We start from the raw sequence: 26,007 nt of genomic DNA, 5'->3' as shown, positions 1-26,007 counted from the left end.
TCAACTCACTATTTTTTATCCTTATAAAATAAATCATATAATTGAGTCATTGCCTTATCAGCATCAACATTTGCTGTAATACCGAATGGCACTTCCTCTAAGTCATAAACATGATTATTTTTCACAGCTTTAAAATGTTTCCAAATATCATTTTGTTTAAATTCTTTTTGAAACATTTTCTTAACTTCTTCAGGCATTCCGTGTGGTAATCGTAAAATAATATCTGGATTGATATTCAACAAATTTTCAGTATTAGACGAAATATATTGACGATCTTTCACTTTAATAACATTTTCTCCACCTGCTATTTTAACTAAATCACCAATATATGATTTATCAGTTGCTACTAAATAGCTACCCGGTACACCCATTAATATTAATACTTTGGGATGTTTCTTTTGTTTAGCTGCTTTATTTTCAATTTTTTGCTTTACAGAATTTAAATGGTCATTTAATTCTTTTGCTTGTGCTTTACGATTAAATTGATCACCTAATTGTGTAATCGACTTTTGCATCCCTTTTAAACTATCAAAATCATAAAAGTAGCCTTTCATATTTAATTGTTTGTAAAATGGTTGCATTTCATCTTTAATCGTTGACACACTCAAAACATGTGTTGGTTTTAACTTTTTAACAGCTTCAACATTCGGCTCCATTGGTTGACCAATTTCCGGTACATCTTTATAACGATTAGGCAATGTCTTATATGACGTGGGTTTGCCGACAATTGGTAAATCCAATTTGTCCAATGTCATTGTCAATGCAACAGTTGTTGGTACGATTCTGAATTCGCCGGATTTAGTTGATTCTTGAGAACTGGAAGATTGACAGCTGGTTAAGATAACGACGCTTATCACTAAAATGGTTAAATACTTTATGATTCTCAAACTTGGTTACCTCTCTTTCTGCTGTATAAATGTGCCGAAATAAGTAAAATAGTTGCTAACACAATGCCAGCTGCAAATAACATATATTGCTTTTTATGATTTGGTTCATCAAGTTCTTTAATATCACTAGATAATTGACTACTATTCTTGCTATCATCATCTCTATTAAAAGCTGGTAACGCTTTTTCTTTTTCAACTACTTTTTTCTTTTCCTTTTTTGATTTTTCATCTTTATGTTTCGGTTGCTCTTTGTGATTATTTTCAACCTTTTTTATTGTTGGAGGGCTATTTTCAACTTTTAATGTACCTGATGCTTTAGGTCGCTCATTTTCAATCTTTTTATTACTGTCTTGTTGCACTTTATCTTTTTGTACAGGAATATCATTTAATCCTTTTTCAGTAAAAAGGCTAGTACGTCTTTCCTTAGTATCTGATTTTTGACTATCTTTTTTGTCATCAATATCTTTTTTAAGCTGATCTTGATTATTTTCTTGATTTTGATGTTTTGAAGGCACTTCTTTTGCATCATCATGTTGTACTTTTTTCTCTTTAAAATGAATAGAATACACCATTTCTTTGTTATCTAGATTTTTCTTTTCAGCCAACGTTTTAACATGCATATTGATTTTATCCATATGCTGTTCAATTAAAATTCTTACTATTGTGTCATCCTTTTCATCTTTTATAACAAAAGGAAATTCTTCATTTTTGTCATTTTGAAAAACAAGTTGTTCTTTATCTATTTGACCTTTTAGCTTTACTTGCAAGTAAATTTTACCAGTCATATCTGAAATCAATTGCGCCTTTTCGTCAACTAGTTGTTGTTCCTCAGTTACATTTTTATTTTCTTGATTAAAAATTAGTAACTCTAACGCTTTATTCTCTTTTATCTTTTCATCAAAAATTGATGTAGTTAATTCTGTTTTATCTTTTGCTTCAGGTTGATTAAATTTGGCTGATGGATATTTTATCTCATCAGCCAACACGCTACCAATCATTGTTGTATATGTAAGTATACCTAAGCTAATAATAGCTATAATAGATTTTGTAGCAATTTGTTTAACATTTCTCATTATTCCACATTGCCTTTAGATTTTTTTCTAACAAACAATGTGATTGCGATTAATAATGCTAAGGATGCAACTGGTATTGCATATATATATGCAGGTGTACCAGCATTTGTTTGTGGATTTTCTACTTTGTCTTTATTCGAACTATTAGATTCACTTTGACCAGTAGTCGTTCCATCAGATCCTTTGTCACTACCTGAAGCAGAATTTTTATCATCTTTACCTGGTGCATTAGCACCTGCTACATCAGTTGGTCCATTAAATTTATATGTAATGTTGTAATGATGGTCATATTTGAATGGCTTTCCATTTACTTTTTCATCGATATAAACGTCAATTTTTCCATCTATTTTACCGTTCAACTTACTTACTTCAAATTCAGAAGTGCGTTCATCTTTGGCAGTGTTTTTACTAATAATATTTTCTTTATGTCCTTCGATACTCATTCCAGTAATCCAATGACTGTGGTTGACAGTTATTTGAACATACAATTTACCATTTTTCTTAATGTACTTTGCCGGTTTATTAAAATAGTCATTAGCAATTGACGTGTCATTGGTATTGTATTTGTAAACCTCATAATTCAAAGTACCGCTATCTGCGGCATTTGCAGAATTACTGAATGTCGCGATGATGATAATTAACGCTAAAATCGTTGTATTAAAAACTTTTAAAATATTTTTCAAAACATAATCCTCCTTTTTATGATTGCTTTTAAGTCTTTAGTAAAATCATAAATAATAATGATTATCATTGTCAATATTTATTTTATAATCAATTTATTATTGTTATACGAAAATAGATGTGCTAGTATAATTGATAACCATTATCAATTGCAATGGTTAATCATCTCATATAACAACACATAATTTGTATCCTTAGGAGGAAAACAACATGACAAAACATTATTTAAACAGTAAGTATCAATCAGAACAACGTTCATCAGCTATGAAAAAGATTACAATGGGTACAGCATCTATCATTTTAGGTTCCCTTGTATACATAGGCGCAGACAGCCAACAAGTCAATGCGGCAACAGAAGCTACGAACGCAACTAATAATCAAAGCACACAAGTTTCTCAAGCAACATCACAACCAATTAATTTCCAAGTGCAAAAAGATGGCTCTTCAGAGAAGTCACACATGGATGACTATATGCAACACCCTGGTAAAGTAATTAAACAAAATAATAAATATTATTTCCAAACCGTGTTAAACAATGCATCATTCTGGAAAGAATACAAATTTTACAATGCAAACAATCAAGAATTAGCAACAACTGTTGTTAACGATAATAAAAAAGCGGATACTAGAACAATCAATGTTGCAGTTGAACCTGGATATAAGAGCTTAACTACTAAAGTACATATTGTCGTGCCACAAATTAATTACAATCATAGATATACTACGCATTTGGAATTTGAAAAAGCAATTCCTACATTAGCTGACGCAGCAAAACCAAACAATGTTAAACCGGTTCAACCAAAACCAGCTCAACCTAAAACACCTACTGAGCAAACTAAACCAGTTCAACCTAAAGTTGAAAAAGTTAAACCTACTGTAACTACAACAAGCAAAGTTGAAGACAATCACTCTACTAAAGTTGTAAGTACTGACACAACAAAAGATCAAACTAAAACACAAACTGCTCATACAGTTAAAACAGCACAAACTGCTCAAGAACAAAATAAAGTTCAAACACCTGTTAAAGATGTTGCAACAGCGAAATCTGAAAGCAACAATCAAGCTGTAAGTGATAATAAATCACAACAAACTAACAAAGTTACAAAACATAACGAAACGCCTAAACAAGCATCTAAAGCTAAAGAATTACCAAAAACTGGTTTAACTTCAGTTGATAACTTTATTAGCACAGTTGCCTTCGCAACACTTGCCCTTTTAGGTTCATTATCTTTATTACTTTTCAAAAGAAAAGAATCTAAATAAATCATCGTCACACTCATAACTTAATATATTTTTTATTTTAAATTTTATTTAACCTATGTCATAGATATTTCATAATCTATAACATAGGTTATTTTTTTATAAAATAACGTTGCAATTAACTAACATTTCAATGTACAATACAAGTAATCAATTGATAATGATTATCAGTTGATAATATACAATTAGGAGTTGTTTCTACAACATGAACAAACAGCAAAAAGAATTTAAATCATTTTATTCAATTAGAAAGTCATCACTAGGCGTTGCATCTGTAGCAATTAGTACACTTTTATTATTAATGTCAAATGGCGAAGCACAAGCAGCAGCTGAAGAAACAGGTGGTACAAATACAGAAGCACAACCAAAAACTGAAGCAGTTGCAAGTCCAACAACAACATCTGAAAAAGCTCCAGAAACTAAACCAGTAGCTAATGCTGTCTCAGTATCTAATAAAGAAGTTGAGGCCCCTACTTCTGAAACAAAAGAAGCTAAAGAAGTTAAAGAAGTTAAAGCCCCTAAGGAAACAAAAGAAGTTAAACCAGCAGCAAAAGCCACTAACAATACATATCCTATTTTGAATCAGGAACTTAGAGAAGCGATTAAAAACCCTGCAATAAAAGACAAAGATCATAGCGCACCAAACTCTCGTCCAATTGATTTTGAAATGAAAAAGAAAGATGGAACTCAACAGTTTTATCATTATGCAAGTTCTGTTAAACCTGCTAGAGTTATTTTCACTGATTCAAAACCAGAAATTGAATTAGGATTACAATCAGGTCAATTTTGGAGAAAATTTGAAGTTTATGAAGGTGACAAAAAGTTGCCAATTAAATTAGTATCATACGATACTGTTAAAGATTATGCTTACATTCGCTTCTCTGTATCAAACGGAACAAAAGCTGTTAAAATTGTTAGTTCAACACACTTCAATAACAAAGAAGAAAAATACGATTACACATTAATGGAATTCGCACAACCAATTTATAACAGTGCAGATAAATTCAAAACTGAAGAAGATTATAAAGCTGAAAAATTATTAGCGCCATATAAAAAAGCGAAAACACTAGAAAGACAAGTTTATGAATTAAATAAAATTCAAGATAAACTTCCTGAAAAATTAAAGGCTGAGTACAAGAAGAAATTAGAGGATACAAAGAAAGCTTTAGATGAGCAAGTGAAATCAGCTATTACTGAATTCCAAAATGTACAACCAACAAATGAAAAAATGACTGATTTACAAGATACAAAATATGTTGTTTATGAAAGTGTTGAGAATAACGAATCTATGATGGATACTTTTGTTAAACACCCTATTAAAACAGGTATGCTTAACGGCAAAAAATATATGGTCATGGAAACTACTAATGACGATTACTGGAAAGATTTCATGGTTGAAGGTCAACGTGTTAGAACTATAAGCAAAGATGCTAAAAATAATACTAGAACAATTATTTTCCCATATGTTGAAGGTAAAACTCTATATGATGCTATCGTTAAAGTTCACGTAAAAACGATTGATTATGATGGACAATACCATGTCAGAATCGTTGATAAAGAAGCATTTACAAAAGCCAATACCGATAAATCTAACAAAAAAGAACAACAAGATAACTCAGCTAAGAAGGAAGCTACTCCAGCTACGCCTAGCAAACCAACACCATCACCTGTTGAAAAAGAATCACAAAAACAAGACAGCCAAAAAGATGACAATAAACAATTACCAAGTGTTGAAAAAGAAAATGACGCATCTAGTGAGTCAGGTAAAGACAAAACGCCTGCTACAAAACCAACTAAAGGTGAAGTAGAATCAAGTAGTACAACTCCAACTAAGGTAGTATCTACGACTCAAAATGTTGCAAAACCAACAACTGCTTCATCAAAAACAACAAAAGATGTTGTTCAAACTTCAGCAGGTTCTAGCGAAGCAAAAGATAGTGCTCCATTACAAAAAGCAAACATTAAAAACACAAATGATGGACACACTCAAAGCCAAAACAATAAAAATACACAAGAAAATAAAGCAAAATCATTACCACAAACTGGTGAAGAATCAAATAAAGATATGACATTACCATTAATGGCATTATTAGCTTTAAGTAGCATCGTTGCATTCGTATTACCTAGAAAACGTAAAAACTAATAAATCGTCTTTATATTTAATTATTAAATTAACAAATTTTAATTGGCGGATGAGGTATCCAGTTACCTCGTTCGCCAATTATTTTTCGCAATATAAAAAGTCCCACTTAAAACAATCATTTTAAGCGGGACTTTTTATATTGAGTAACTAAAATTATTTAGCTGCTACTTCTTCGCCATTGTAAGAACCACAGTTTTTACATACACGGTGTGATAATTTGTATTCGCCACAGTTTGGGCATTCAGTCATACCTGGTACTGAAATTTTGAAATGCGTACGACGTTTGTTTTTTCTAGTTTTAGAAGTTCTTCTTTTTGGTACTGCCATGATATATCCTCCTTAGATTATAAACGAAAAATACTAAATGTTAGTTTAATTAACAACATTATATCATTAATTAAACTACTTATTGCTCTTTATCATATAATTGTTGTAATTTTTGAAGCCTTGGATCAACTTGTCGTGATTCTGAATCATCTTGTTCTTGCTGTTTAGCAAGCTCATCTAATTGATCCTCATCGATTACTTCCCAACCATTACCTACTGTCAACATTTGGTCACTTTGCTCTGAATAAGCTCTCATTGGTTTCTCAATAATAACTATATCCTCGACAATATCCTGAAGATTAACCATACCATCTTTAATAATGTGATAGTGTTCATCTACATCATCTTGATCATCGTTATACTGATTGTACCCTTCTAAATCAAATACTTCTGTAGTAGTTACATCTAGTGGGACTTTTACTGGTACAAGAGTACGTGCACAAGGCATTGTATACGTTCCAGTAATGTGAATATCCGCAACGACTTCTGTTGACTTAATGGTTAACTGACCTTGGATTGTAATTGGAGATAAATCAATTAAATCTAATGATTCTTTTAAATTGTCAAAACTCACCGTTTGATCAAATTCAAATGGCTTACCTTGATATTTCCTTAATTGCGTAATTGACCATTTCATATGGCTTCACCTCTAACAAGCACAAAATTTATTTTAACTTTCTAAGAACAAGTTGTCAAGATTTTTTCTTAACATATCATGTTCTGTTACAATATTAATAATGAATACCGAAAGGACGAATTGCAAATGAAAAGCGTTGGCTTAATCACAGAATATAATCCCTTTCATAATGGGCATCAATATCATATTAATCAATCTAAAAAACTTACAAATGCTGACGTTACTATTGCAATAATGAGTGGTAACTTTGTCATGCGTGGCGAACCAGCAATCTATAATAAGTTTACTCGTGCAAAAATGGCATTATCAACAGCTGATTTAGTTATCGAACTACCAGCAACTGCCAGTTTATCATCTGGCGATCATTTTGCCGAACTAGCAGTTAAAGTCGCAGATTATATGAGTGTCGATACAATTGCATTTGGTAGTGAAAATAATGATATCAAAACATTAAAGCAATTAGCACACAGCATTAATGAAATTGAACAATCTGAATCCTTTTCACAAAAAGTAAAAGAAGGTAAAAGCTACCCTCGTATCATTAGCGAATTATTAGAGCATCATGAAGCACTAGCAAGTCCTAACAACATACTTGGTATTAGTTACCTGAAAGCAATTGCTAAAAATGCTAAAAACATCAATGCAATTTCTATCAAACGAGAAAATGCTCAACATCATGATTCATTAATTCAACACCATCAGTTTGCAAGTGGTACATCTATTAGAACATCAATCATTAGTCAAGATGATCATTGGCATCATGTGGTACCTAAAGATATTCAACACTTGTACGTAACACCTCATATAACATTAAATCAAATATTTCCATATTTGAAATATCAAATCATAGCTATGACTACAGATTCATTAAAAAATATTTATACTGTTACTGAAGGTTTTGAAAATCGTTTGAAATCTAACATTTATGAAGCAACTGATTTTCATCATTTTGTAAAATTACTAAAAACAAAGCGTTATACATATACGCATATCCAAAGACTGTTAATGAATGTATTATTAAACATTAAACCTACAGATGTTACGAGTAACATTCACGCAGTTAAAGTATTAGCGATGAACGACCGTGGCAGACAATATTTAAAGCATTTAAAAACAGCGTTCCCAGAAAGACAATATATAACCAATATTAACAAAAGCAATGCACATTACTTCACAAATGAAATCAAAGCAACACACATATACAATGCAATAAGCGGGCAACAACAAACAGATTTCAACACGCCTGTCATACAGCAATATCGTTAACAAATGAAAACAGTATTTTAGGATTGTAAACCATGATAAACCTAAAATACTGTTATTTTTATTACTTAAATTTCTTCTTCAATGCCTTTTCAACATAAGGTGGAACGAATTCAGAAATATCTGCTCGATAAGCTGCAACTTCTTTAACAATACTTGAACTTATAAATGAATAATTAGTACTAGACATCATATATAACGTTTCAATTTCATTGTTCAACTTTTTATTCATTGAAGTTAAGCGTAATTCATATTCAAAATCACTGACTGCTCTTAAACCACGTATGATTGTTTTAGCTCCTACTTGTTCACAATAATCGACTAGTAAACCACTAAATTGATGAACCTTGACATTAGGTAAATGTTTAACAGATTGTTCAATTAAATCCATACGCTCTTCTAAACTAAACGTACCTTCTTTTTTACTATTTTTAAGAACACAGACATGAATTTCATCAAATCTATCTGTACTTCTCTCAATAATGTCTAAATGACCATAAGTAATGGGGTCAAAACTACCCGGAATGACCGCTATTGTATGTTCCATGCTATTCTCCCTTTTCTAATAACAATGTGTCTGTCAACCCATAATGGTAACGTTTAATCATATTAAACGGTTGATAATCTATTTCTTCATGATTGCTAAATTCACAAACGATGATACCATTTTCTTTCAATAAATTAAACTCTGAAATTAGTTTTAAAGCTTTATCAATGAGACCTTTATTATAAGGTGGATCTAAGAAAATGACATCAAATTGAATATCACGTTTTGACAATGCTTTTAAAGCTCTATCTGCATTATTTTTATAAACTTCAGATTGTGCCTCTAAATCCAAATTCGCAAGATTTGATTTAATAACTTTTACAGCTTTAAAATTTTGATCAACAAAGATTACCTTATCCATACCTCGAGAGAGTGCTTCTATTCCAAGCGCCCCGCTTCCTGCAAATAAATCTAAACCTATACCTGACACATCATATAAACTATTAAAGATACCTTCTTTAACTTTATCCATAGTTGGTCTCGTATTACGGCCTTCCATACTTTCTAAAGCTTTACTTTTATGTTTACCTGCAATGACGCGCATGTTGTTCACACTTCCAATTCATTTAGTTATTTAATATAATTTATTGAGAAAAAGGAGAATGATAAACCAATGAAACAAACATTTATTACACTTGGTGAAGGTCTAACAGATTTGTTCGAATTCATGACGATGATTGAATATAACCATCAACGTATTGATAAAATTATCTATTTTCATTCACCACAAGCTGAAAATAAAAAGTCATCTGTAGCAATCATTATGAACCCTACAACTGGCAATCATTTCCAAGCATTTTATATCATGATAAACGCTATTAAATATCCATATCCAGATTCAAATAAAAAGTTTCAAATGATAAATGATTGTGCTGAAAAATTCGACATACCAATTTTAGGTATCGATGTACAGCCCCCTCAAGCATTTCATGATTTATCGTTATATTATAATTATTTAATTAGTGTGTTAAGGCTCCAAAAATGGATACCAGAACTTCAATAATATTAATTATATATTTCGTGTTTCTCTTTTTCGTAAGTTTTCTTTAAGTATTTATATGGTGAGCCATCAATGTGTCTAACGTATTTAAGTTGCATTAGTTTATGTACAATTTGATCAACATCTTGCTCATTCACATACATAATTACAAATTTACGATCTCTATTTGAATGAACGATATGTCCATATTTTCGGATTTGTCGTTCATGTTTCATATGTTTTAAATAAACTACAATACTAGTTCTTGGGATTAAATTCATTTAAACCTCACTCCATTTATTTTCAGCATTAATCATATCATGTCTTTATTAATTTTAAAATATTAAGCTACCTTAATTATGTCTTATGTAATTGCTCGATAAATGTATTTAGATTATATTAAACATCATTATATTAATTCAATTCTCAAGAGCATCACTATATGATTAACCACACATTTCGCTGTAGTCAGAACTATGAATTTGTTAAGCTATAAAAGTAAACGAGGAGGAATTTTTTATGAAAAAAGTAAACAGAAACATTTTAAATGCGGTACTAGTCGGTGCTGGATTTTTAAGTAGTCTATTAATGATCAATAAAAATAAAGTGATTACTAAAAAGCAAACCATCCCTGCTTTTTTCAAAGGCAATGCACCATATATATTTGCGCATCGCGGTGGTATGGCTTTAAGACCAGAGCAAACGCAACTTGCATTTGACTATGCTAAACAATTAGGCGTTGATGGCTTTGAAACAGATGTGAGACTCACAAAAGATCAACAGCTTATCGTTTTTCATGACGCAACTGTTGATAGAACGACGAACGGCTCTGGAAAAGTTAGTGCCCATACATTAGCAGAATTAAAGAAATTAGACGCAGCTTATCACTTCAAAGATATCAATGGACTAACACCATATCGTGGTCATGCACACACAGCTATACTAACCTTCGATGAGTTGCTGAAGCAATATCCTGATATGTATATAAACGTAGACTTAAAAGATGCTCCTGAATCCTATGAAGGCTCAATCGCACCACAAATTATGTTTGATACAATTGCAGAAAATCAAGCATTTGACCGCGTTCTTGTGACAAGTTTTTATAAAGAACAAATCGTTCGTTTTAATAAAATTGCACAAGGATCCGTCGCAATTGGTGCTAGCCAACAGGAAGTTACAGAAGCATTTTTAAAATATCATTTATTAGGTGGTAGGTACTACCAACCATTAGCACAAACGTTCCAAATGCCTACTCATTTTAAAGGCATTGATTTGACTTCATCTCGTTTTATCAAATGGTTAAATGATATGAATATCATTCCAGGCTATTATGGCGTAAATAGTATAAATCTGATGAATGATTTATACCAAAAAGGTGCACACACGATTGTGACAGATCGACCAGATTTAGCACAACAATTCAAACAAACAATCCCGAATAAATAAAAACATCGAGTCAGATGCTAGTTAGTGGTTTCAATAACCACCTTTTTCTGACTCGATGTTTTTTATAATGAACAATTACAGGATCCGCCCGTCGCACAACCACTATGTGATGTTTGAAAGAATGGATTACCTGTTTCTATTTTGACATGTTCTGAAACAGCGTACGCAATTTTCGTAACAACTTCATCTATTAAATGTTGAAGTGCCATTTCCCTAGCTTTGTAATGCATCACAACGTCAAGCATCTCATATGCTCTTTTGCGTTGTCTTGTCTCTAACATAACTTTCTTATAATCAGGATGATATTTCCCGAATCGCATTACTTCATCATATTTCTCTTTTGATTTTAAAAATGATTGATAAAGTAAATGTGCTTCGTCATTGTTTTCGAGCGCCTGTTTAGCTTGCTCAAATGATGCATAAATATCTGATGCAACTATCATATCAGCTAGTTCATCAATATCATCTAATATCGCTAGTGAAGCTTCATTAATCATAAATACCCCTCATTGTTATTTTTCTAAGAAAATTAGTGAATAATAATCTCTCATTACATCTCCACCCATCTCATCGTATTTTGAATTTAATAGACGAGATCGATGTATATCTGAATTCATCCAACTATGGATTAATGTTGGTACATCATTAAACGCATAACCAACATTTTGAGCAGTTGTTTTATAAGTAACGTGATTTTTATCTAATTGCCCTCTTAATGCGTCCTCTGTAAATTCAACACTATCAGAACCATTAGAGGTCGCTTCATATAAGTTATTAGATGCAATATGTGCTAAATCGCTATTGATTTTCAATGGTTTTAATCCTTTTAATTTTCTCATTTCATTCGTTACTTCATAAAGAGAAATTAATTGATTTGGATTTTGCTCAACTGGACGCTTATTATGCTCTTCTGACGTAGAATTAGAATTTAATTGATAAGGTTCAATATCTGCTAACATTTCTTTTGTTAAAAATCGTACACTTAGCACCTTTTTCGATTGTTGATCAGAATACACTTGTGCATATATGTCGCCATATTTAATCAGTGTTTGTGTTTTTAAATCTTCATCTGAAAGTTCAAATTCATATTTTTTACCATCAACTTTAAAGGACGGTTCTGGATTAATACTTGTATGATTAAAAATTTCTGCAGAATGTTGTCCTATTTTTAACGGACTAACATTGACTTTCTCACCTGTAGCATACACTGAAACGATTTCTTCACGTTTAGTTGAAACAATGTAATAACTGTTTTTGTCTTTAAACACATAATTTTTGTAACCATCTCTAAAAGGGTAGACACGATCTGCTTGTCCAAATTTAGAAGTAAGCACTTTAATATCTTTACCTACCCATGTACCAACACCTTCTTTAGGCTTTGGATTTTCAGCATGGTTATTTGATTTATTCACCTGTTCAGATCTATTTACTTTATTACCTTTATTCGGGTTCTCTAATACATCAAATTTTAATCTCGGTGAATAAAAAAGATATATTAAAAATCCAACTAAAAATAATACACCGACGACTCTTATAATTAACTTTTTCATCAATCAACCACCTAAAAAGTATTAATACTATTGTAAAAAACAACACATTAATTAGCAAATTTTCAACACTGACATAACTGTGTCGTTTCGATAAAACAAAATCATCTTCAGGCATAATTTTAACGTCATAAAGATTTTCCCTACACTCTATATCATAACCTATCTTTATGTTTTCAGGTTGAATTTCATTATTAAGATTAAAATATGTATAAAAAAATGGACAGTTAAGGTATCAAATGAATACCATCAACTGTCCGACTATTCTTCATCAAAAAACCTGATAAAACAAATTGCCTTATCAGATTAGTATCATTTGTATAAGCATATTAATGACCAAATGTTGCTTTAATCAGTGATGTCGTTTCTCCACCTGGATATAATACATATAATAATAAGTAAACTGCTACACCTGTAATTGCAGTACAGAACCATATAACTGAAGCGAATGGCCCGAATTTGCGGTGTACATTATATTTATCTTTAAATGCAGTAATAATTTGAACTAGGCCTAGAATACCACCAATTGTTGCTAAATTAATGTGGAAAAATAAGAAAATCGTATAATATTTCTTAATTGATGCTGGTCCGCCAAATGCTGTATTACCGATAAAAATCGTTCTACTTGCATAGATTAAGAAAAAAGTTAAAGCAAAAACAGCTGCAGCTAACATAACATTTTTGTGTTTATTTATTTCCCTTTTCCAAATAAGTCTCCAACCAATGGCAATTAAAATTGCACTAATGACAATACATGTCGTACTAATCGTTGGTAAAATTGGAACGCCCATATTTTTCATCCTAACTTAATTAATCTAGATCAAAGTAAGTAATGAAACAATCACAGCTAACACGAAAAAGATCACTAAATAATTTAGTGAATATATAAACATTTGTGTTGCCCATTTTGTTTGATCTGAATTTTTCTTAAATGTTGTTAAACCTAATGCAATCCATCCTAAATTTAATAATGTAGCTAACACTACGAATACGACACCTAAATTTATTAGTAATAAAGGTACTGGCAATAAAATAATCAACCAGATAAACATACTGACACGTGTACGTTTAAAGCCCTTAACTGATGGTAACATTGGAATATTTGCAAGTGCATATTCATCTTTACGTTTAATAGCTAAGGCATAAAAATGAATTGGTTGCCAACAAAATACAACTAAAAACAGCGCAATCGCTGTTAAACTAATTTGTCCTTCAATTGCAACCCATCCAATTAGTGGTGGTACTGCTCCAGGAAAACTCCCAATCACTGTGTTCCATGTTGTATGTCTTTTAGACCATATTGAGTAATAAGACACATAACCTACAATCCCCATAAGACCAAGTACGCCTGATGGTATATTCAATAAAAACAAACAAATTTCTCCAACTAACATCATACCAAAACTTAATAGTAATAAATTTTGATCTGTAATTCTATTATTTACAGTTGGTCTATTTTGTTTACTAGGCATAATACGATCAATATCTTGGTCGTAATAATTATTTAACGCACATGCGCCACCCATAATTAAAGTAGATCCAAATAGCATTAATAAAATTTGAGGTATTGATGATAAGAAGGAATGATTTGTCATTACAACTGCTAGCCATGCGCCCGCAAAAGCCGGAATTAAGTTACCTTGAACAAGTCCCATTTTAATTATCTGTTGCAATTCTTTGAAGTTAACTCTGCTAATATTTTGTGACAAAGTATGCTCTTTGCTCATAATCCCCCTCCTTAAATTTGTTCATATAAGATTATGATATCTTAGATTGCATAAAAAGACTAGGTTTAATAAAATTAAATTGTGACAAATTAACGACAAGAGAAAATGTCAATTTTGTGACACAAATAACATTTAATTTATTGCTATAATGTATATGTTAGAAAATTTTAATAAGTAGAATCATGCATCTAAAAGAGATTAATATTTAAGCTTCAAATTTGAGTAAACGTGGATTACATAATTATCCCAATAAAAAAATCATTACGATTAAGTTCTTTTTATGTCGTCCACATACAATACTTGTAAAATTAAATCATATTTCCTGCGTTGGATCCCATCTTTTCATATCCTACAATCAGGTCTATTTATAGTATCATCTCAAATCCGGCTATTAATTCTAATTCTCAGTGATGCGTTTTTTTATGATGGGGTGTATAAATTGTTTGGCAAAAAGAATTTAAAATGGTTAGGTGTCGTAGCAACGTTAATGATGACATTTGTACAACTTGGTGGAGCCTTAGTTACCAAAACCGGATCAGCTGATGGTTGTGGTTCTTCTTGGCCACTATGTCATGGTGCGTTGATTCCAGAATTCTTTCCTATTGATACGATTATTGAGTTAAGTCATAGAGCCGTTTCAGCTTTGTCTTTATTAATGGTCTTATGGTTAGTTATCACTGCATGGAAACATATAGGCTATATTAAAGAAATTAAACCTTTATCAATCATTAGTGTTGGATTCTTATTATTGCAAGCATTAATCGGAGCTGCTGCTGTTATTTGGCAACAAAACGATTACGTTTTAGCATTGCACTTTGGTATATCATTAATCAGTTTCTCATCTGTATTTTTAATAACATTGATTATTTTCTCTATAGATCAAAAATATGAAGCTGACGAATTATATATCAAAAAGCCATTAAGACGTTTAACATGGTTAATGGCAATCATCATTTATTGTGGTGTTTATACTGGTGCACTAGTGAGACATGCGGATGCAAGTTTAGCATATGGTGGTTGGCCATTGCCATTCCACGATCTTGTACCACATTCAGAACAAGATTGGGTTCAACTCACGCATCGTATCATGGCTTTTATAGTGTTTACGATTATTATGATTACTTATATTCACGCTGTTAAAAATTATCCAAATAACCGTACTGTTCATTATGGTTATACAGCTGCATTTATACTTGTTATATTACAAGTTATCACAGGTGCATTATCTATTATGACAAATGTTAACCTGATAATCGCACTTTTCCATGCATTATTTATCACTTATTTATTTGGTATGACAACATACTTTATCATGCTAATGTTACGATCAGTAAGAAGTGACAAGCAATAACAAAAAAGCAAACCGTAATTTTAATGGCACGCCCATTAAAATTACGGTTTTTTATATCAATATTTAAAATTAAACCTAAGCCATGTAAAAACGAGATTACACGTCAATTGTTGTGTAATCTCGTTTTATTTTAATCATTTTAGTCAGTTGCTTTTTCAATTTCGATTAATAAATCGCCTGTCGCTATTGTGTCACCATTATTTACAGTTACTTGTTTAATCACACCGTCAAATGGTGCTTGAATTGTTGTTTCCATTTTCATAGCTTCAGTAATTAGCAACGGCTGATTAGCTTTCACAGTTTCACCTACACTAACCTTGACTTCAGTTACTGAACCTGGCATTTGAGCACCGATATGACTTGGATTACTCTTATCTGCTTTTGGCTTAACGTTCGCATTTGTATGCACATTTTCATCTTTAATGTAAATACGTCTCGCTTGACCATTCATCGCATAGTAAATCGTTCTATTACCATTTTCATCTGGTTCACTAATCGTTTCTAGTTTAATAATTAATCGTTTACCTTTATCGATTTCGATTTCTACTGTTTCACCATTACGCATTCCAAAGAAGAATGTAGGCGTATCAAGTAACGATAAGTTTCCGTATTGATTTCTAGTTTGAATATATTGTTCATATACTTTTGGATATAGTACATAACTAATAATATCTTGCTCCGTAACAGGACCTTGTTGCTCTTCTTCAAGCAACTCACGGACTTTTTCAAAATCAACTGGCTCTAGATATTCACCTGGACGAGCTGTTAGTGCTTCTTGGCCTTTTAAAATAACCGCTTGTAAATCTTTATTAAAACCATTTACAGGTTGTCCTATTTCACCTTTGAAGAACGACACTACTGATTCTGGGAAATCTAATTTATAGCCATCTGTAATCACGGATTGTTCATCAAGATCATTTTGTACCATATAAAGTGCCATATCACCAACTACTTTAGACGATGGTGTTACTTTTACGATATCACCAAATAAGAAATTCACTCTGCGATACATATCTTTGACTTCATCAAATCTTTCGCCTAAACCTAAACTTTTAGCTTGTTGACTTAAATTCGAATACTGTCCACCAGGCATTTCATGTTGATAAATTTCAGTATTCGGTGATTTGATATCACTTTCAAAGTCTGAATAATAAGTACGTACAGTTGACCAATAATGACTAAGTGACTCCATACCTTCAATATCAGTTCTAAGGTGGCGTGGGAAGCCATTTAATGCATAATATAACGAATTGGCGCTTGGCTGACTTGTTAAACCACTCATTGAAGCAACAGCAGTATCAATGATATCGACACCAGCATCTATTGCTTGTTTGTATGTTAATAAACCATTACCACTTGTATCATGAGTGTGAAGATGAATTGGTAAATCTACAGCTGATTTTAACTCACCAATCAATTCGTAAGCGGCTTTAGGTTTTAATAAGCCTGCCATATCTTTAATCGCTAAAATATGGAAACCTTCACGTTCTAACTCTTTAGCTAGTTTGACATAATACTCTAAAGTATAAATGTTTGATCGCTCAGGATTTAAAATGTCACCTGTATAACAAATAGTACCTTCTGAGATTTTGCCCGCTTCTTGTACTGCTTCATTGGCAACTTTCATTTGATCTACCCAGTTTAATGAATCGAAAATTCTAAAGACATCTATGCCTGCTTTAGCACTTTCTTGTACGAATTTATGAATAACATTATCAGGATAGTTTTTATAACCAACTGCGTTTGAAGCACGTAACAACATTTGGAATAATACATTTGGAATAGCTTTACGTAGACGTTCAAGTCGTTCCCATGGGTTTTCCTTCAAGAAATTATATGCCACATCAAATGTAGCACCGCCCCACATTTCTAGTGAGAAACCATCTTTAAATACGTCCGCTGTTTTGGATGCGATATTAATCATATCCTTAGTTCTAACTCGTGTAGCTAATAATGATTGGTGTGCATCTCTAAAGGTTGTATCTGTTAGTAAGACATCATCCTGCTTTTTAACCCATTCAGCTACACCTTTTGGACCTACTTCATCAAGCAATTGTTTCGTACCACTAAATGAAGCGATTTTACTTGAAGATACAGTTGGAATTGATGCTAATTCATAGTCTGGTTTCGGACGTTTCTCAACATTTGGGAAACCATTAATTGTTACATTACCTATATATTCTAATGTTTTAGTACCTCTATCTAGAGACGGCTGAATGTCGAAAAGTTCTGGTGTTTCTTCAATAAATTTAGTTGTGTAATCACCACTTGTGAACTTTTTATTCTTCATTACATTAATTAAGAATGGAATATTAGTTTTAACACCACGAATACGCATTTCTCGTAATGAGCGTACCATTTTTTCTTCTGCTTGTTTAAATGATATCGCGTGTGTAGATAATTTTACGAGTAATGAATCATAATAAGGTGATATCTCAGCACCTTGGAAACCATCTCCAGCATCAAGACGTACACCAAAGCCCCCGCTTGAACGATAAGCAATGATTGTTCCAGTATCCGGCATGAAATCATTTAACGGATCTTCTGTTGTAATACGACATTGGATGGCATAGCCTAATGTTGTAATATCTTTTTGTTGCGGCATATTAATCTCTTCACCAAATAAATCGGCACCTGCTGCAACTAAAATTTGTGTCTTAACAATATCAATTCCTGTTACCATCTCTGTAATTGTATGCTCTACTTGTACACGAGGGTTAACTTCTATAAAGAAGAATTCGTCACCAGATACTAGAAATTCAACAGTACCTGCATTGACATATTTAATATTTTCCATCAATTGAATTGCAGCATCACAAATACGTTGACGTAATGTTGATGATAATCCAACTGATGGTGCAACTTCTACAACTTTTTGATGACGACGTTGTACTGAACAATCACGTTCAAATAAGTGTACGATATTTCCATGTTCGTCACCTATGACTTGTACTTCAATATGCTTTGGATTATCAATGTATCTTTCTATGTAAACTTCACTATTACCAAATGATTTTTCAGCTTCTGATTTTGCTCTATGGAAAGCATCTTCTAATTCACTTTCTTCACGAACGATTCTCATACCTTTACCGCCGCCACCACTTGTGGCTTTAATCATTAGCGGGAAACCAGCTTCTTCTGCAAATTCTTTTGCTAATTCATATGATTTAATTGGACCGTCTGTACCAGGAATAACTGGTAAATCTGCCTTGATAGCCGTTGTACGAGCTTTAACTTTATCTCCAAACATATCTAAATGTTCTAAATGAGGACCAATAAATTTAATTCCTTCTTCTGCACAACGACGCGCAAATTGTTCATTTTCACTTAAAAATCCATAGCCAGGATGAATCGCATCCACATTCGCTTGTTTTGCTACATCAATGATACGCTCAATATTTAAATAACTTTCAGCAGGACCTAAATCACTTCCAACTAAATAGGATTCATCTGCTTTATATCTATGTAATGAACTTTTGTCTTCATTCGAATAAATTGCAACTGTGCTGATGTCTAATTCTGCCGCCGCTCTGAATATACGAATTGCAATTTCTCCACGGTTAGCAACAAGTAACTTTTTTATTTGTTTCAATAGCGATACACTCCTCAAACTATTAGAATTTTCTAACTAATTAGATAATAAAATTTTATCTTAAAGCGCTCTGTTTTGCTATAGTTATGTTTCAAATTTTCAAAATTTAACATTCTTGAGACAATTAAAACCTCCGCTTCAGAAATAATAATTTCAAAAATGACTATGCAACAACAGGTAGTTCACGTTTTTGTTGTGAAACATTTTCGATTTCTACAACTCTAAAAAATTAAAAATAAAATTGCAAAACATCAACATTTATTATCAATAGCGATAACTTTATCTTATCATCATGATTCTAATTTCGCCACCACATTTAGTAATTTTTAGTCATAAAATTTAGTTATAATTATACGTTGTTTTGTTTATAAAATTTGATAATCATGAGTAATCTCGTAATATCAAAACAAAAAGGAAGTTAAGCGTTGTTTGGTTGCCTAACTTCCGTTATTGAACTCATCAGTCCAATTTGACAAAGAGTATATAAATAGCCAATGTTTAGCATTGCTTAATGACAGAAGTCATCTCGTACTAAATATTGGCTAGTATTTTTTTAATTAAATTGTCTTCTTATATCAACTTTTTGTTGTTGTTTCTTTCGTTGCTGGTCTACTTTGATTTGTTTACCTACAATCAGAAGTAAACCCATAGCAATACTTAAACTAATCATTGATGATCCACCAAAGCTGATAAATGGCAATGGCACACCAGTTAATGGAATTGTTGCCGAAATACCGCCAATGTTTACAAACGTTTGACTTCCAAAGTATGTGGCAATCCCAACACACACAAGTTTATAAAAATATGATGATGTTTTATTTGCAAACTGGAAGGCACGATATACAATAAAGAACTCTAAAGTAATAACTAGCAATCCTCCGATTAAACCTAATTCTTCGCAAATAATTGCAAAAATAAAATCTGTATGTGGTTCTGGTAAATAGCCCAATTTCATTGCACTATTTCCTAATCCTTTTCCAAATACGCCACCGTTACCTATCGCAAGCAATGAATTGGAAATATGGTATCCAGTTCCTGATTCGAATTGGAATGGATCTGTTAGCGTACTAAATCTGGCAGTTAAATAACTTGGTAACCAACCAGCCATTAATGCAATGACAAATACTACTAAGAATCCTAGCACTGCTGGTATACCAAATCTTAGGACTTTGTTTACCCCAATTCCTGAATAAAAAATGATCGCAACTAAAATAATTAATATTAGTAATGTTTGCCCTACGTCTTTTTGTAGGAAAACTAAAAACGTACAACCTAATGCTAATACAATAGGACTTAAAATTAATTTTGGTTTACTTAATACTCTAGGCATTTTTTTACTGATCATAAATGGGATATATAATATGATTGCAATTTTTAATAACTCAGATGCCTGTAAGTTCATAAATCCTAAGTTTATCCAACTTTTAGAACCATTAATATCTTTACCTATTACTAACGTCAGTAATAATAGTGAGACGATAGTTATAATCATACCTTTTTGCACTTTAATATTACTCAGTAATTTAACATTCATTAAAAATGCAATAAAAAATACAATTATAAAACTCATTATGACATATGCTAATTGTCGGTTGTAAAAATACGTTCCTGGAACATCGATACCACCAGTCAATGTGCCTTTAGTTGCTGGAACCATACTTGCACTATATACCATCACTAATCCAATTAAACTCAATACAATATATGTAACTAATAACGGATAATCAATAAACTTTGAGGTTTTACCAATATACCGTAAAATACTTCTAAAATTCTTCATATATTCAGTCATCCAATTCTACAATTTATACTTCAAATGATTTCGTTTTATACTTTAATTTTAAAAATCCATGTTACTTATTATATACATGACACAGTCATAATCACAAATATTAACAGGTCTCTTGAGGTAATTTATAGAATATTTGTTTACTTAATATCGTGAATTGCTAAAACCCAATAAAAGTGACTGACATGTCATCAAGAAGACAACATAACAGCCACTTTAATCAGTAATTAAACTATAAATATAAAATCGGCGCAGCTCAATTGTCGATATCTCACGCCATTTTAATATGCTTATATATTAAACCTTAAACAAGTGTAAAAGCTTCATGTAATTTTGAAAGTTCTTTCTCAAGACGTAACATAATTTGTTTGCCATCTTCGCGGTCAACTAAACCTAATTTAACAGCAAAATCAACTTCTTTTTGAAGTCCAAACATTTGTGTATCTAGTACTTCTTCATATAATGGGCATGAAGGTAATGTTAAATTATCTAGTTGAACTTTAATCAGATGCAAGATTTCATCAGCATCTTTAGTCAATTGTTTCAAAGCTGCATTTTTCATTGTTGCTTGTTTCGCCATGACACGCTCCCCCTCTATATAAATTCTCAAGTCTTACTAAAAGTTTATCTTACTAAATATTAAAAAGCAAGTAGATTTAAAATGTGTCGTTAGCAATTTGTGTTAAAATAATGCTATATACATTGATAGGGAGTGGGAAAATGATACAAATTAAAGGAGCCGTAAAGTTTCCTATAACATTAGATAGTACGACTTGGATTTTCGATGATAGAAAAGTTAGCATCGAAGATTTAGAAAAAGGTGTATTTGATGGTTCAAAACCAATCGACTTTGAAGATAATCATGAATGGAATCGTGCTATCCTAGAAGGACAAACTAATCCGCCTACTTTAAATTCAGAAATAAAATATAAAAAACGTGCCATGTTAGAAGGTTCATTTGTCATTAATATGACACCATTTTTCAAACATTCCGAACCACATGACTCTGCAACTACTATTCGATTATCAAATGAGCATGATCATTTAGATATACCGATAGATCTATTACCCTATTTATTTTTCCAATTTGCAAAAGACGGTAAACGACTTTACAGCGATAATGGTGTAGATAGTTTTATTTACAATCAAGAAGATGGTTATTCATATCGAATCAACCATGTAACTCATATTGAGGTGATTTAATTTGAGACAAGTGCAATGCATTATCTGTGATGCAAAAGTATTTATAGATGAGCGCACAACTGAGTCTAAACGACTTAAAAACAATCCTATTCGAACATTTATGTGTGATGATTGTAAAAGTCGATTAGACACACCTAAACAACGTGCGCAACACTATCCGCTCGATTAATATCTGAATAAACAAGTTAGAAATTTGAAAATGTGAAAGTAACAGGAAATAATAGCATTTAAACACTTTTTCAAATATTATATGCCAAAAGAGAAGCTAAGCAACTTTCATCGCTCAGCTTCTCTTTTATTATGTTAAATTATTCGTTTTCTTGCATCATTTGTTTGATACGCTTTGCTTCTTTTTCACGAACATTTTTGTTTAAAATTTTCTTTCTTAAACGTATACTTTCTGGTGTAACCTCAACAAGTTCATCATCATTAATGAATTGTAACGCTTCTTCCAATGTTAGAATACGCGGTCTATTCATTGTTTGTGTTTGGTCTTTCGTTGCAGAACGTACGTTAGTTTGATGTTTTGTTTTAGTGATGTTAACAGTTAAATCATTTTCACGATTATGTTCACCAACAATCATACCTTCATAAACTTCAGTACCAGGTTCCATGAAGTTTACACCTCTATCTTCAAGTCCCAAAATGGCATAAGTACTTGCAGAACCTTGATCCATTGAAATTAATGCACCATTACGACGACCGCCAATTTGTGCTTTAATACGTGGTCTAAATTCTTCAAATGTATGGTTAATAATACCGTAACCTCTTGTCATTGACATAAATTCAGTCGTATAACCAATCATACCACGAGCCGGTACATTAAAGATTAAACGTGTAAGTCCATTATCAGTTGTAGTCATATCAACCATTTCACCTTTACGTGCACCTAATGATTCAATAACAGCACCTGCATTTTCTTGTGGCACTTCACATTGCACACGTTCAAATGGTTCACACATTACACCATCTATTTCTTTAATAATTACTTGTGGTTTTGAAACTTGTAATTCATAACCTTCACGACGCATATTTTCAATAAGGATTGATAAATGCAATTCACCGCGACCAGCAACTACCCATGTATCTGGAGAATCTGTGTTAGAAACTTTCAAAGATACATCTGTTTCTAATTGTTGATTTAAACGTTCTTGAATTTGACGTGCTGTTACAAAGTCACCTTCACGGCCAGCAAATGGAGAATTGTTAACTTTAAATGTCATTTCAAGAGTAGGCTCATCAATACGTAGAACTGGCAATGCTTCTTGATGGTCATGTGGTGTTACAGTTTCACCAACATTAATGTCTTCCATACCTGAAACAGCAATTAAATCTCCAGCTTGTGCTTCTTCAATTTCTAAACGTTTTAATCCAAAGTAACCAAAGATTTTAGTTACACGGAAGTTTTTCACTGTACCGTCTAATTTAATTAGTGATACATTATCTCCGACACGCATTTTACCTCTGAATACACGACCAATACCAATACGTCCAACATAATCATTGTAGTCCAACAATGCTACTTGGAATTGTAATGGCTCATCACTGTTATCAATTGGAGCTGGTACATAATCAATAATTGTTTCATATAATGATTGTAAATTATCATCTTGCTTTTCAGGATCTAAGCTAGCTGTACCATTTACTGCTGAAGCATAAACAACAGGGAATTCTAATTGTTCATCGTTTGCTTCTAATTCAATAAATAAATCTAAAACTTCATCTACAACACCCTCTGGACGTGCTGATGGTTTATCAATTTTATTAACAACAACAACAGGTTTCAGGTTTTGTTCTAGCGCTTTTTTAAGTACAAAACGTGTTTGAGGCATTGTACCTTCATACGCATCTACTACTAAGACAACCCCATCAACCATTTTCATAATACGTTCTACTTCTCCACCAAAGTCTGCATGTCCTGGTGTATCCAAAATATTAATACGTGTACCTTTATAATCAACAGCCGTATTTTTGGCTAGAATCGTAATTCCACGCTCTCTTTCGATATCGTTAGAGTCCATTGCACGTTCATCGACATGTTCATTTTCTCTGAATATACCAGATTGTTTTAACAACTCATCTACTAAAGTTGTTTTACCATGGTCAACGTGAGCAATAATTGCTATATTGCGGACATCTTCTCTTTTATTAGTCATATAAATAGTTTCCTTCTTTCTTAAGTAAAATCCCACTTTTAATTACAACTTTTTTATTATATCATATAATTGAGAAAAGATAAGCAAAAGGTGGGGATAGGATGAAACAAAAAAAATCTAAAAATATCTTTTGGGTATTTTCTATATTAGCTGTTGTTTTCTTAGTATTATTTAGTTTTGCTGTTGGTGCATCAAATGTACCAATGATGATTTTAACATTTATATTACTCGTTGCAACCTTTGGAATTGGATTTACTACAAAGAAAAAATATCGAGAAAACGATTGGCTATAAGTTATATCGACAATAACACGCGTTGATTTAAGACCACACATGTTCATGATGAACATTTAACTGGTTTTATATTGGCGCGTGTTTTTATTATTTAAGGTATAAAAGCGTAATATGTTACCTAATTGTTAGGACTACATATTACGCTTTTGGTAATTATTTTGATTTTCTTTTAAATCGTTGTTCATGTAATTGTATTAACGCATCATGGTGGGGCTCTAAATAATCATTGCTAATTTCTTGATGGAGACCACGATTTCCAACTAAGATTGAATTTGGACCACTAATTGTTAATTGTTCTCCTAGTAAATTGGAAGCTTGTCCATTTACTTCATATAAAATAACCAATCCGCCAGCAAAATCCCATGGTTGAAGTCTTGGCGTCATATATGCTTCTAAATTACCTGTAGCAACTGAAACGATTTCAAGCGCTGCACTACCATATGCCCTTGCACTTCTAGAATCATTAACAATTTCTTTAAAGATTTCTCCTAAAATTGGTTTAGTTAACCAGTTCGGATTGATCCCAATAATGCTTTGTCTTAGATTAGAATCATTCAATGGTTTCAAGGGTTGGCTACCACGATATGCACCTTCCCCTACTTTAGCATGATATAAGACATCAGCCATAACATCATATACAAAACCTGCATAAGGTTTACCATCGATATAAATACCAATTGAAATTGCGAAATTTTCTTGTTGATGAACAAAATTCAATGTACCGTCTATTGGGTCAACAATCCATACCGTACCTTTGGAAGTATCGATGTCATGACCATGCCCTTCTTCACCTAATACTTGATGATTGGGATATGTTTCTAAAATTGTATCAAAAATGAAATCTTCTGTTGCTTTATCTACATTTGTAACAAGGTCATTCGGATTTGACTTTGTTTCAATTGTTAAATTTTGCTCCATCAATTGTTTAATTCTAATTCCTGCTTCTTGAATAAGTCCTTGGGCAAATCCATAAAGTGCCATAACATCATCTCCTAACATCTTTATTATACATCAACATTTTATAAAAATAACTTCTTATGATAAAAATGAAAATACTAATTTTAATGAGAGCGTCTTAAGCCGCAATTGATAAAACATATGCTACA

General features: G+C 32.0%; 26 protein-coding genes. 9 read left to right on the top strand and 17 right to left on the bottom strand.

Going from position 1 to position 26,007, the window contains the following annotated elements; all coding sequences use genetic code 11:
- Positions 1–8: 8 nt before the first annotated feature.
- Genes isdE through isdC form a run of 3 tightly spaced genes read right to left on the bottom strand, consistent with a single transcriptional unit; the run spans position 9 to position 2,643 of the window.
- Positions 9–887, bottom strand: coding sequence for a heme ABC transporter substrate-binding protein IsdE (gene isdE / locus AA076_RS05600; RefSeq protein WP_001220199.1), 879 nt, complete (start codon positions 885–887; stop codon positions 9–11).
- The gene (gene isdD / locus AA076_RS05595) at positions 884–1,960 is read right to left on the bottom strand and encodes an iron-regulated surface determinant protein IsdD (RefSeq protein WP_001246698.1); all 1,077 of its coding nucleotides are present in this window, start codon (positions 1,958–1,960) and stop codon (positions 884–886) included. Before isdD ends, isdE begins: the two co-directional genes overlap by 4 nt.
- Entirely contained in the window at positions 1,960–2,643 is a 684-nt protein-coding gene (isdC, locus tag AA076_RS05590) for a heme uptake protein IsdC (RefSeq protein ID WP_000789821.1), read from the bottom strand. The genes isdD and isdC overlap by 1 nt, the downstream gene beginning before the upstream one ends.
- A gap of 208 nt (positions 2,644–2,851) precedes the next feature.
- Between isdC and isdA the strand changes: the two genes are divergently transcribed.
- Both isdA and isdB read left to right on the top strand, forming a co-directional pair.
- Positions 2,852–3,904 carry an LPXTG-anchored heme-scavenging protein IsdA gene (isdA, locus tag AA076_RS05585; protein ID WP_000160859.1) on the top strand — a complete coding sequence of 351 codons (1,053 nt, stop codon included), beginning with the start codon at positions 2,852–2,854 and terminating at the stop codon, positions 3,902–3,904.
- 202 nt (positions 3,905–4,106) lie between these two features.
- Positions 4,107–6,044, top strand: a complete 1,938-nt coding sequence (isdB, locus tag AA076_RS05580; RefSeq protein WP_001041586.1) for a heme uptake protein IsdB — start codon at positions 4,107–4,109, stop codon at positions 6,042–6,044.
- Between the two features lie 153 nt (positions 6,045–6,197).
- Here isdB and rpmF read toward each other — a convergent pair whose 3' ends face one another.
- On the bottom strand, positions 6,198–6,371 hold the full coding sequence (gene rpmF, locus AA076_RS05575) for a 50S ribosomal protein L32 (protein WP_000290472.1): 174 nt from the start codon (positions 6,369–6,371) through the stop codon (positions 6,198–6,200).
- Positions 6,372–6,450: 79 nt separating this feature from the next.
- Positions 6,451–7,008, bottom strand: coding sequence for a YceD family protein (locus AA076_RS05565; RefSeq protein ID WP_000872158.1), 558 nt, complete (start codon positions 7,006–7,008; stop codon positions 6,451–6,453).
- A gap of 126 nt (positions 7,009–7,134) precedes the next feature.
- Here AA076_RS05565 and AA076_RS05560 point away from each other — a divergent pair, with 126 nt between their 5' ends.
- Entirely contained in the window at positions 7,135–8,274 is a 1,140-nt protein-coding gene (locus AA076_RS05560; RefSeq protein ID WP_000843611.1) for a nucleotidyltransferase, read from the top strand.
- Between the two features lie 61 nt (positions 8,275–8,335).
- On the opposite strand, the gene coaD is transcribed toward AA076_RS05560, so the two are convergent.
- Both coaD and rsmD read right to left on the bottom strand, forming a co-directional pair.
- Complete coding sequence (gene coaD, locus AA076_RS05555) at positions 8,336–8,818, bottom strand: pantetheine-phosphate adenylyltransferase (RefSeq protein ID WP_000401377.1); 483 nt, start codon at positions 8,816–8,818, stop codon at positions 8,336–8,338.
- 1 nt (position 8,819) lies between these two features.
- Positions 8,820–9,362 (bottom strand): 16S rRNA (guanine(966)-N(2))-methyltransferase RsmD, encoded by a 543-nt coding sequence (gene rsmD / locus AA076_RS05550; RefSeq protein WP_001263796.1) that lies wholly within the window; start codon positions 9,360–9,362, stop codon positions 8,820–8,822.
- A 69-nt stretch (positions 9,363–9,431) separates the two neighbouring features.
- Here rsmD and AA076_RS05545 point away from each other — a divergent pair, with 69 nt between their 5' ends.
- On the top strand, positions 9,432–9,821 hold the full coding sequence (locus AA076_RS05545; protein ID WP_000814565.1) for a DUF7147 family protein: 390 nt from the start codon (positions 9,432–9,434) through the stop codon (positions 9,819–9,821).
- A 2-nt stretch (positions 9,822–9,823) separates the two neighbouring features.
- Here AA076_RS05545 and AA076_RS05540 read toward each other — a convergent pair whose 3' ends face one another.
- Positions 9,824–10,078 carry a YlbG family protein gene (locus tag AA076_RS05540; protein WP_001049150.1) on the bottom strand — a complete coding sequence of 85 codons (255 nt, stop codon included), beginning with the start codon at positions 10,076–10,078 and terminating at the stop codon, positions 9,824–9,826.
- 238 nt (positions 10,079–10,316) lie between these two features.
- Between AA076_RS05540 and AA076_RS05535 the strand changes: the two genes are divergently transcribed.
- Positions 10,317–11,243, top strand: coding sequence for a lysophosphatidylglycerol phospholipase D (locus AA076_RS05535; RefSeq protein WP_000757569.1), 927 nt, complete (start codon positions 10,317–10,319; stop codon positions 11,241–11,243).
- Between the two features lie 62 nt (positions 11,244–11,305).
- On the opposite strand, the gene AA076_RS05530 is transcribed toward AA076_RS05535, so the two are convergent.
- From AA076_RS05530 to cyoE, 4 genes are all read right to left on the bottom strand, one after another.
- Positions 11,306–11,740, bottom strand: a complete 435-nt coding sequence (locus tag AA076_RS05530; RefSeq protein ID WP_000606480.1) for a YlbF/YmcA family competence regulator — start codon at positions 11,738–11,740, stop codon at positions 11,306–11,308.
- Between the two features lie 15 nt (positions 11,741–11,755).
- Positions 11,756–12,793: a CAP-associated domain-containing protein gene (locus AA076_RS05525; RefSeq protein ID WP_000733409.1), complete on the bottom strand. Its 1,038-nt coding sequence runs from the start codon at positions 12,791–12,793 to the stop codon at positions 11,756–11,758.
- Positions 12,794–13,119: 326 nt separating this feature from the next.
- Positions 13,120–13,581: a DUF420 domain-containing protein gene (locus AA076_RS05515; protein WP_000538766.1), complete on the bottom strand. Its 462-nt coding sequence runs from the start codon at positions 13,579–13,581 to the stop codon at positions 13,120–13,122.
- A gap of 24 nt (positions 13,582–13,605) precedes the next feature.
- Positions 13,606–14,517, bottom strand: coding sequence for a heme o synthase (cyoE, locus tag AA076_RS05510; protein ID WP_000031401.1), 912 nt, complete (start codon positions 14,515–14,517; stop codon positions 13,606–13,608).
- Between the two features lie 439 nt (positions 14,518–14,956).
- Here cyoE and AA076_RS05505 point away from each other — a divergent pair, with 439 nt between their 5' ends.
- Positions 14,957–15,868 (top strand): COX15/CtaA family protein, encoded by a 912-nt coding sequence (locus AA076_RS05505; RefSeq protein ID WP_000467123.1) that lies wholly within the window; start codon positions 14,957–14,959, stop codon positions 15,866–15,868.
- A 139-nt stretch (positions 15,869–16,007) separates the two neighbouring features.
- On the opposite strand, the gene AA076_RS05500 is transcribed toward AA076_RS05505, so the two are convergent.
- From AA076_RS05500 to AA076_RS05490, 3 genes are all read right to left on the bottom strand, one after another.
- Complete coding sequence (locus tag AA076_RS05500; RefSeq protein ID WP_000809524.1) at positions 16,008–19,460, bottom strand: pyruvate carboxylase; 3,453 nt, start codon at positions 19,458–19,460, stop codon at positions 16,008–16,010.
- A 553-nt stretch (positions 19,461–20,013) separates the two neighbouring features.
- A complete protein-coding gene (gene ftsW, locus AA076_RS05495) occupies positions 20,014–21,240 on the bottom strand; it encodes a cell division peptidoglycan polymerase FtsW (RefSeq protein ID WP_000787940.1) in 1,227 nt (408 codons plus the stop codon).
- 313 nt (positions 21,241–21,553) lie between these two features.
- On the bottom strand, positions 21,554–21,829 hold the full coding sequence (locus AA076_RS05490) for an Fpa/YlaN family protein (RefSeq protein ID WP_001118417.1): 276 nt from the start codon (positions 21,827–21,829) through the stop codon (positions 21,554–21,556).
- 140 nt (positions 21,830–21,969) lie between these two features.
- Here AA076_RS05490 and AA076_RS05485 point away from each other — a divergent pair, with 140 nt between their 5' ends.
- Positions 21,970–22,452 carry a hypothetical protein gene (locus AA076_RS05485; RefSeq protein ID WP_000614712.1) on the top strand — a complete coding sequence of 161 codons (483 nt, stop codon included), beginning with the start codon at positions 21,970–21,972 and terminating at the stop codon, positions 22,450–22,452.
- 1 nt (position 22,453) lies between these two features.
- On the top strand, positions 22,454–22,621 hold the full coding sequence (locus tag AA076_RS14775) for a YlaI family protein (protein ID WP_001250275.1): 168 nt from the start codon (positions 22,454–22,456) through the stop codon (positions 22,619–22,621).
- A 139-nt stretch (positions 22,622–22,760) separates the two neighbouring features.
- Here AA076_RS14775 and typA read toward each other — a convergent pair whose 3' ends face one another.
- Complete coding sequence (gene typA, locus AA076_RS05475) at positions 22,761–24,608, bottom strand: translational GTPase TypA (RefSeq protein ID WP_000182654.1); 1,848 nt, start codon at positions 24,606–24,608, stop codon at positions 22,761–22,763.
- Positions 24,609–24,709: 101 nt separating this feature from the next.
- Here typA and AA076_RS05470 point away from each other — a divergent pair, with 101 nt between their 5' ends.
- Positions 24,710–24,901, top strand: a complete 192-nt coding sequence (locus tag AA076_RS05470; RefSeq protein WP_000810620.1) for a DUF5325 family protein — start codon at positions 24,710–24,712, stop codon at positions 24,899–24,901.
- Positions 24,902–25,054: 153 nt separating this feature from the next.
- Here AA076_RS05470 and AA076_RS05465 read toward each other — a convergent pair whose 3' ends face one another.
- The gene (locus AA076_RS05465; protein WP_002871071.1) at positions 25,055–25,882 is read right to left on the bottom strand and encodes an inositol monophosphatase family protein; all 828 of its coding nucleotides are present in this window, start codon (positions 25,880–25,882) and stop codon (positions 25,055–25,057) included.
- Positions 25,883–26,007: the final 125 nt, after the last annotated feature.

Source organism: Staphylococcus aureus, from assembly GCF_001027105.1.
GTDB lineage: Bacteria > Bacillota > Bacilli > Staphylococcales > Staphylococcaceae > Staphylococcus > Staphylococcus aureus.
Note: the sequence above shows the minus strand (reverse complement) of the source record. Positions and strands in the feature narration are given on the sequence as shown.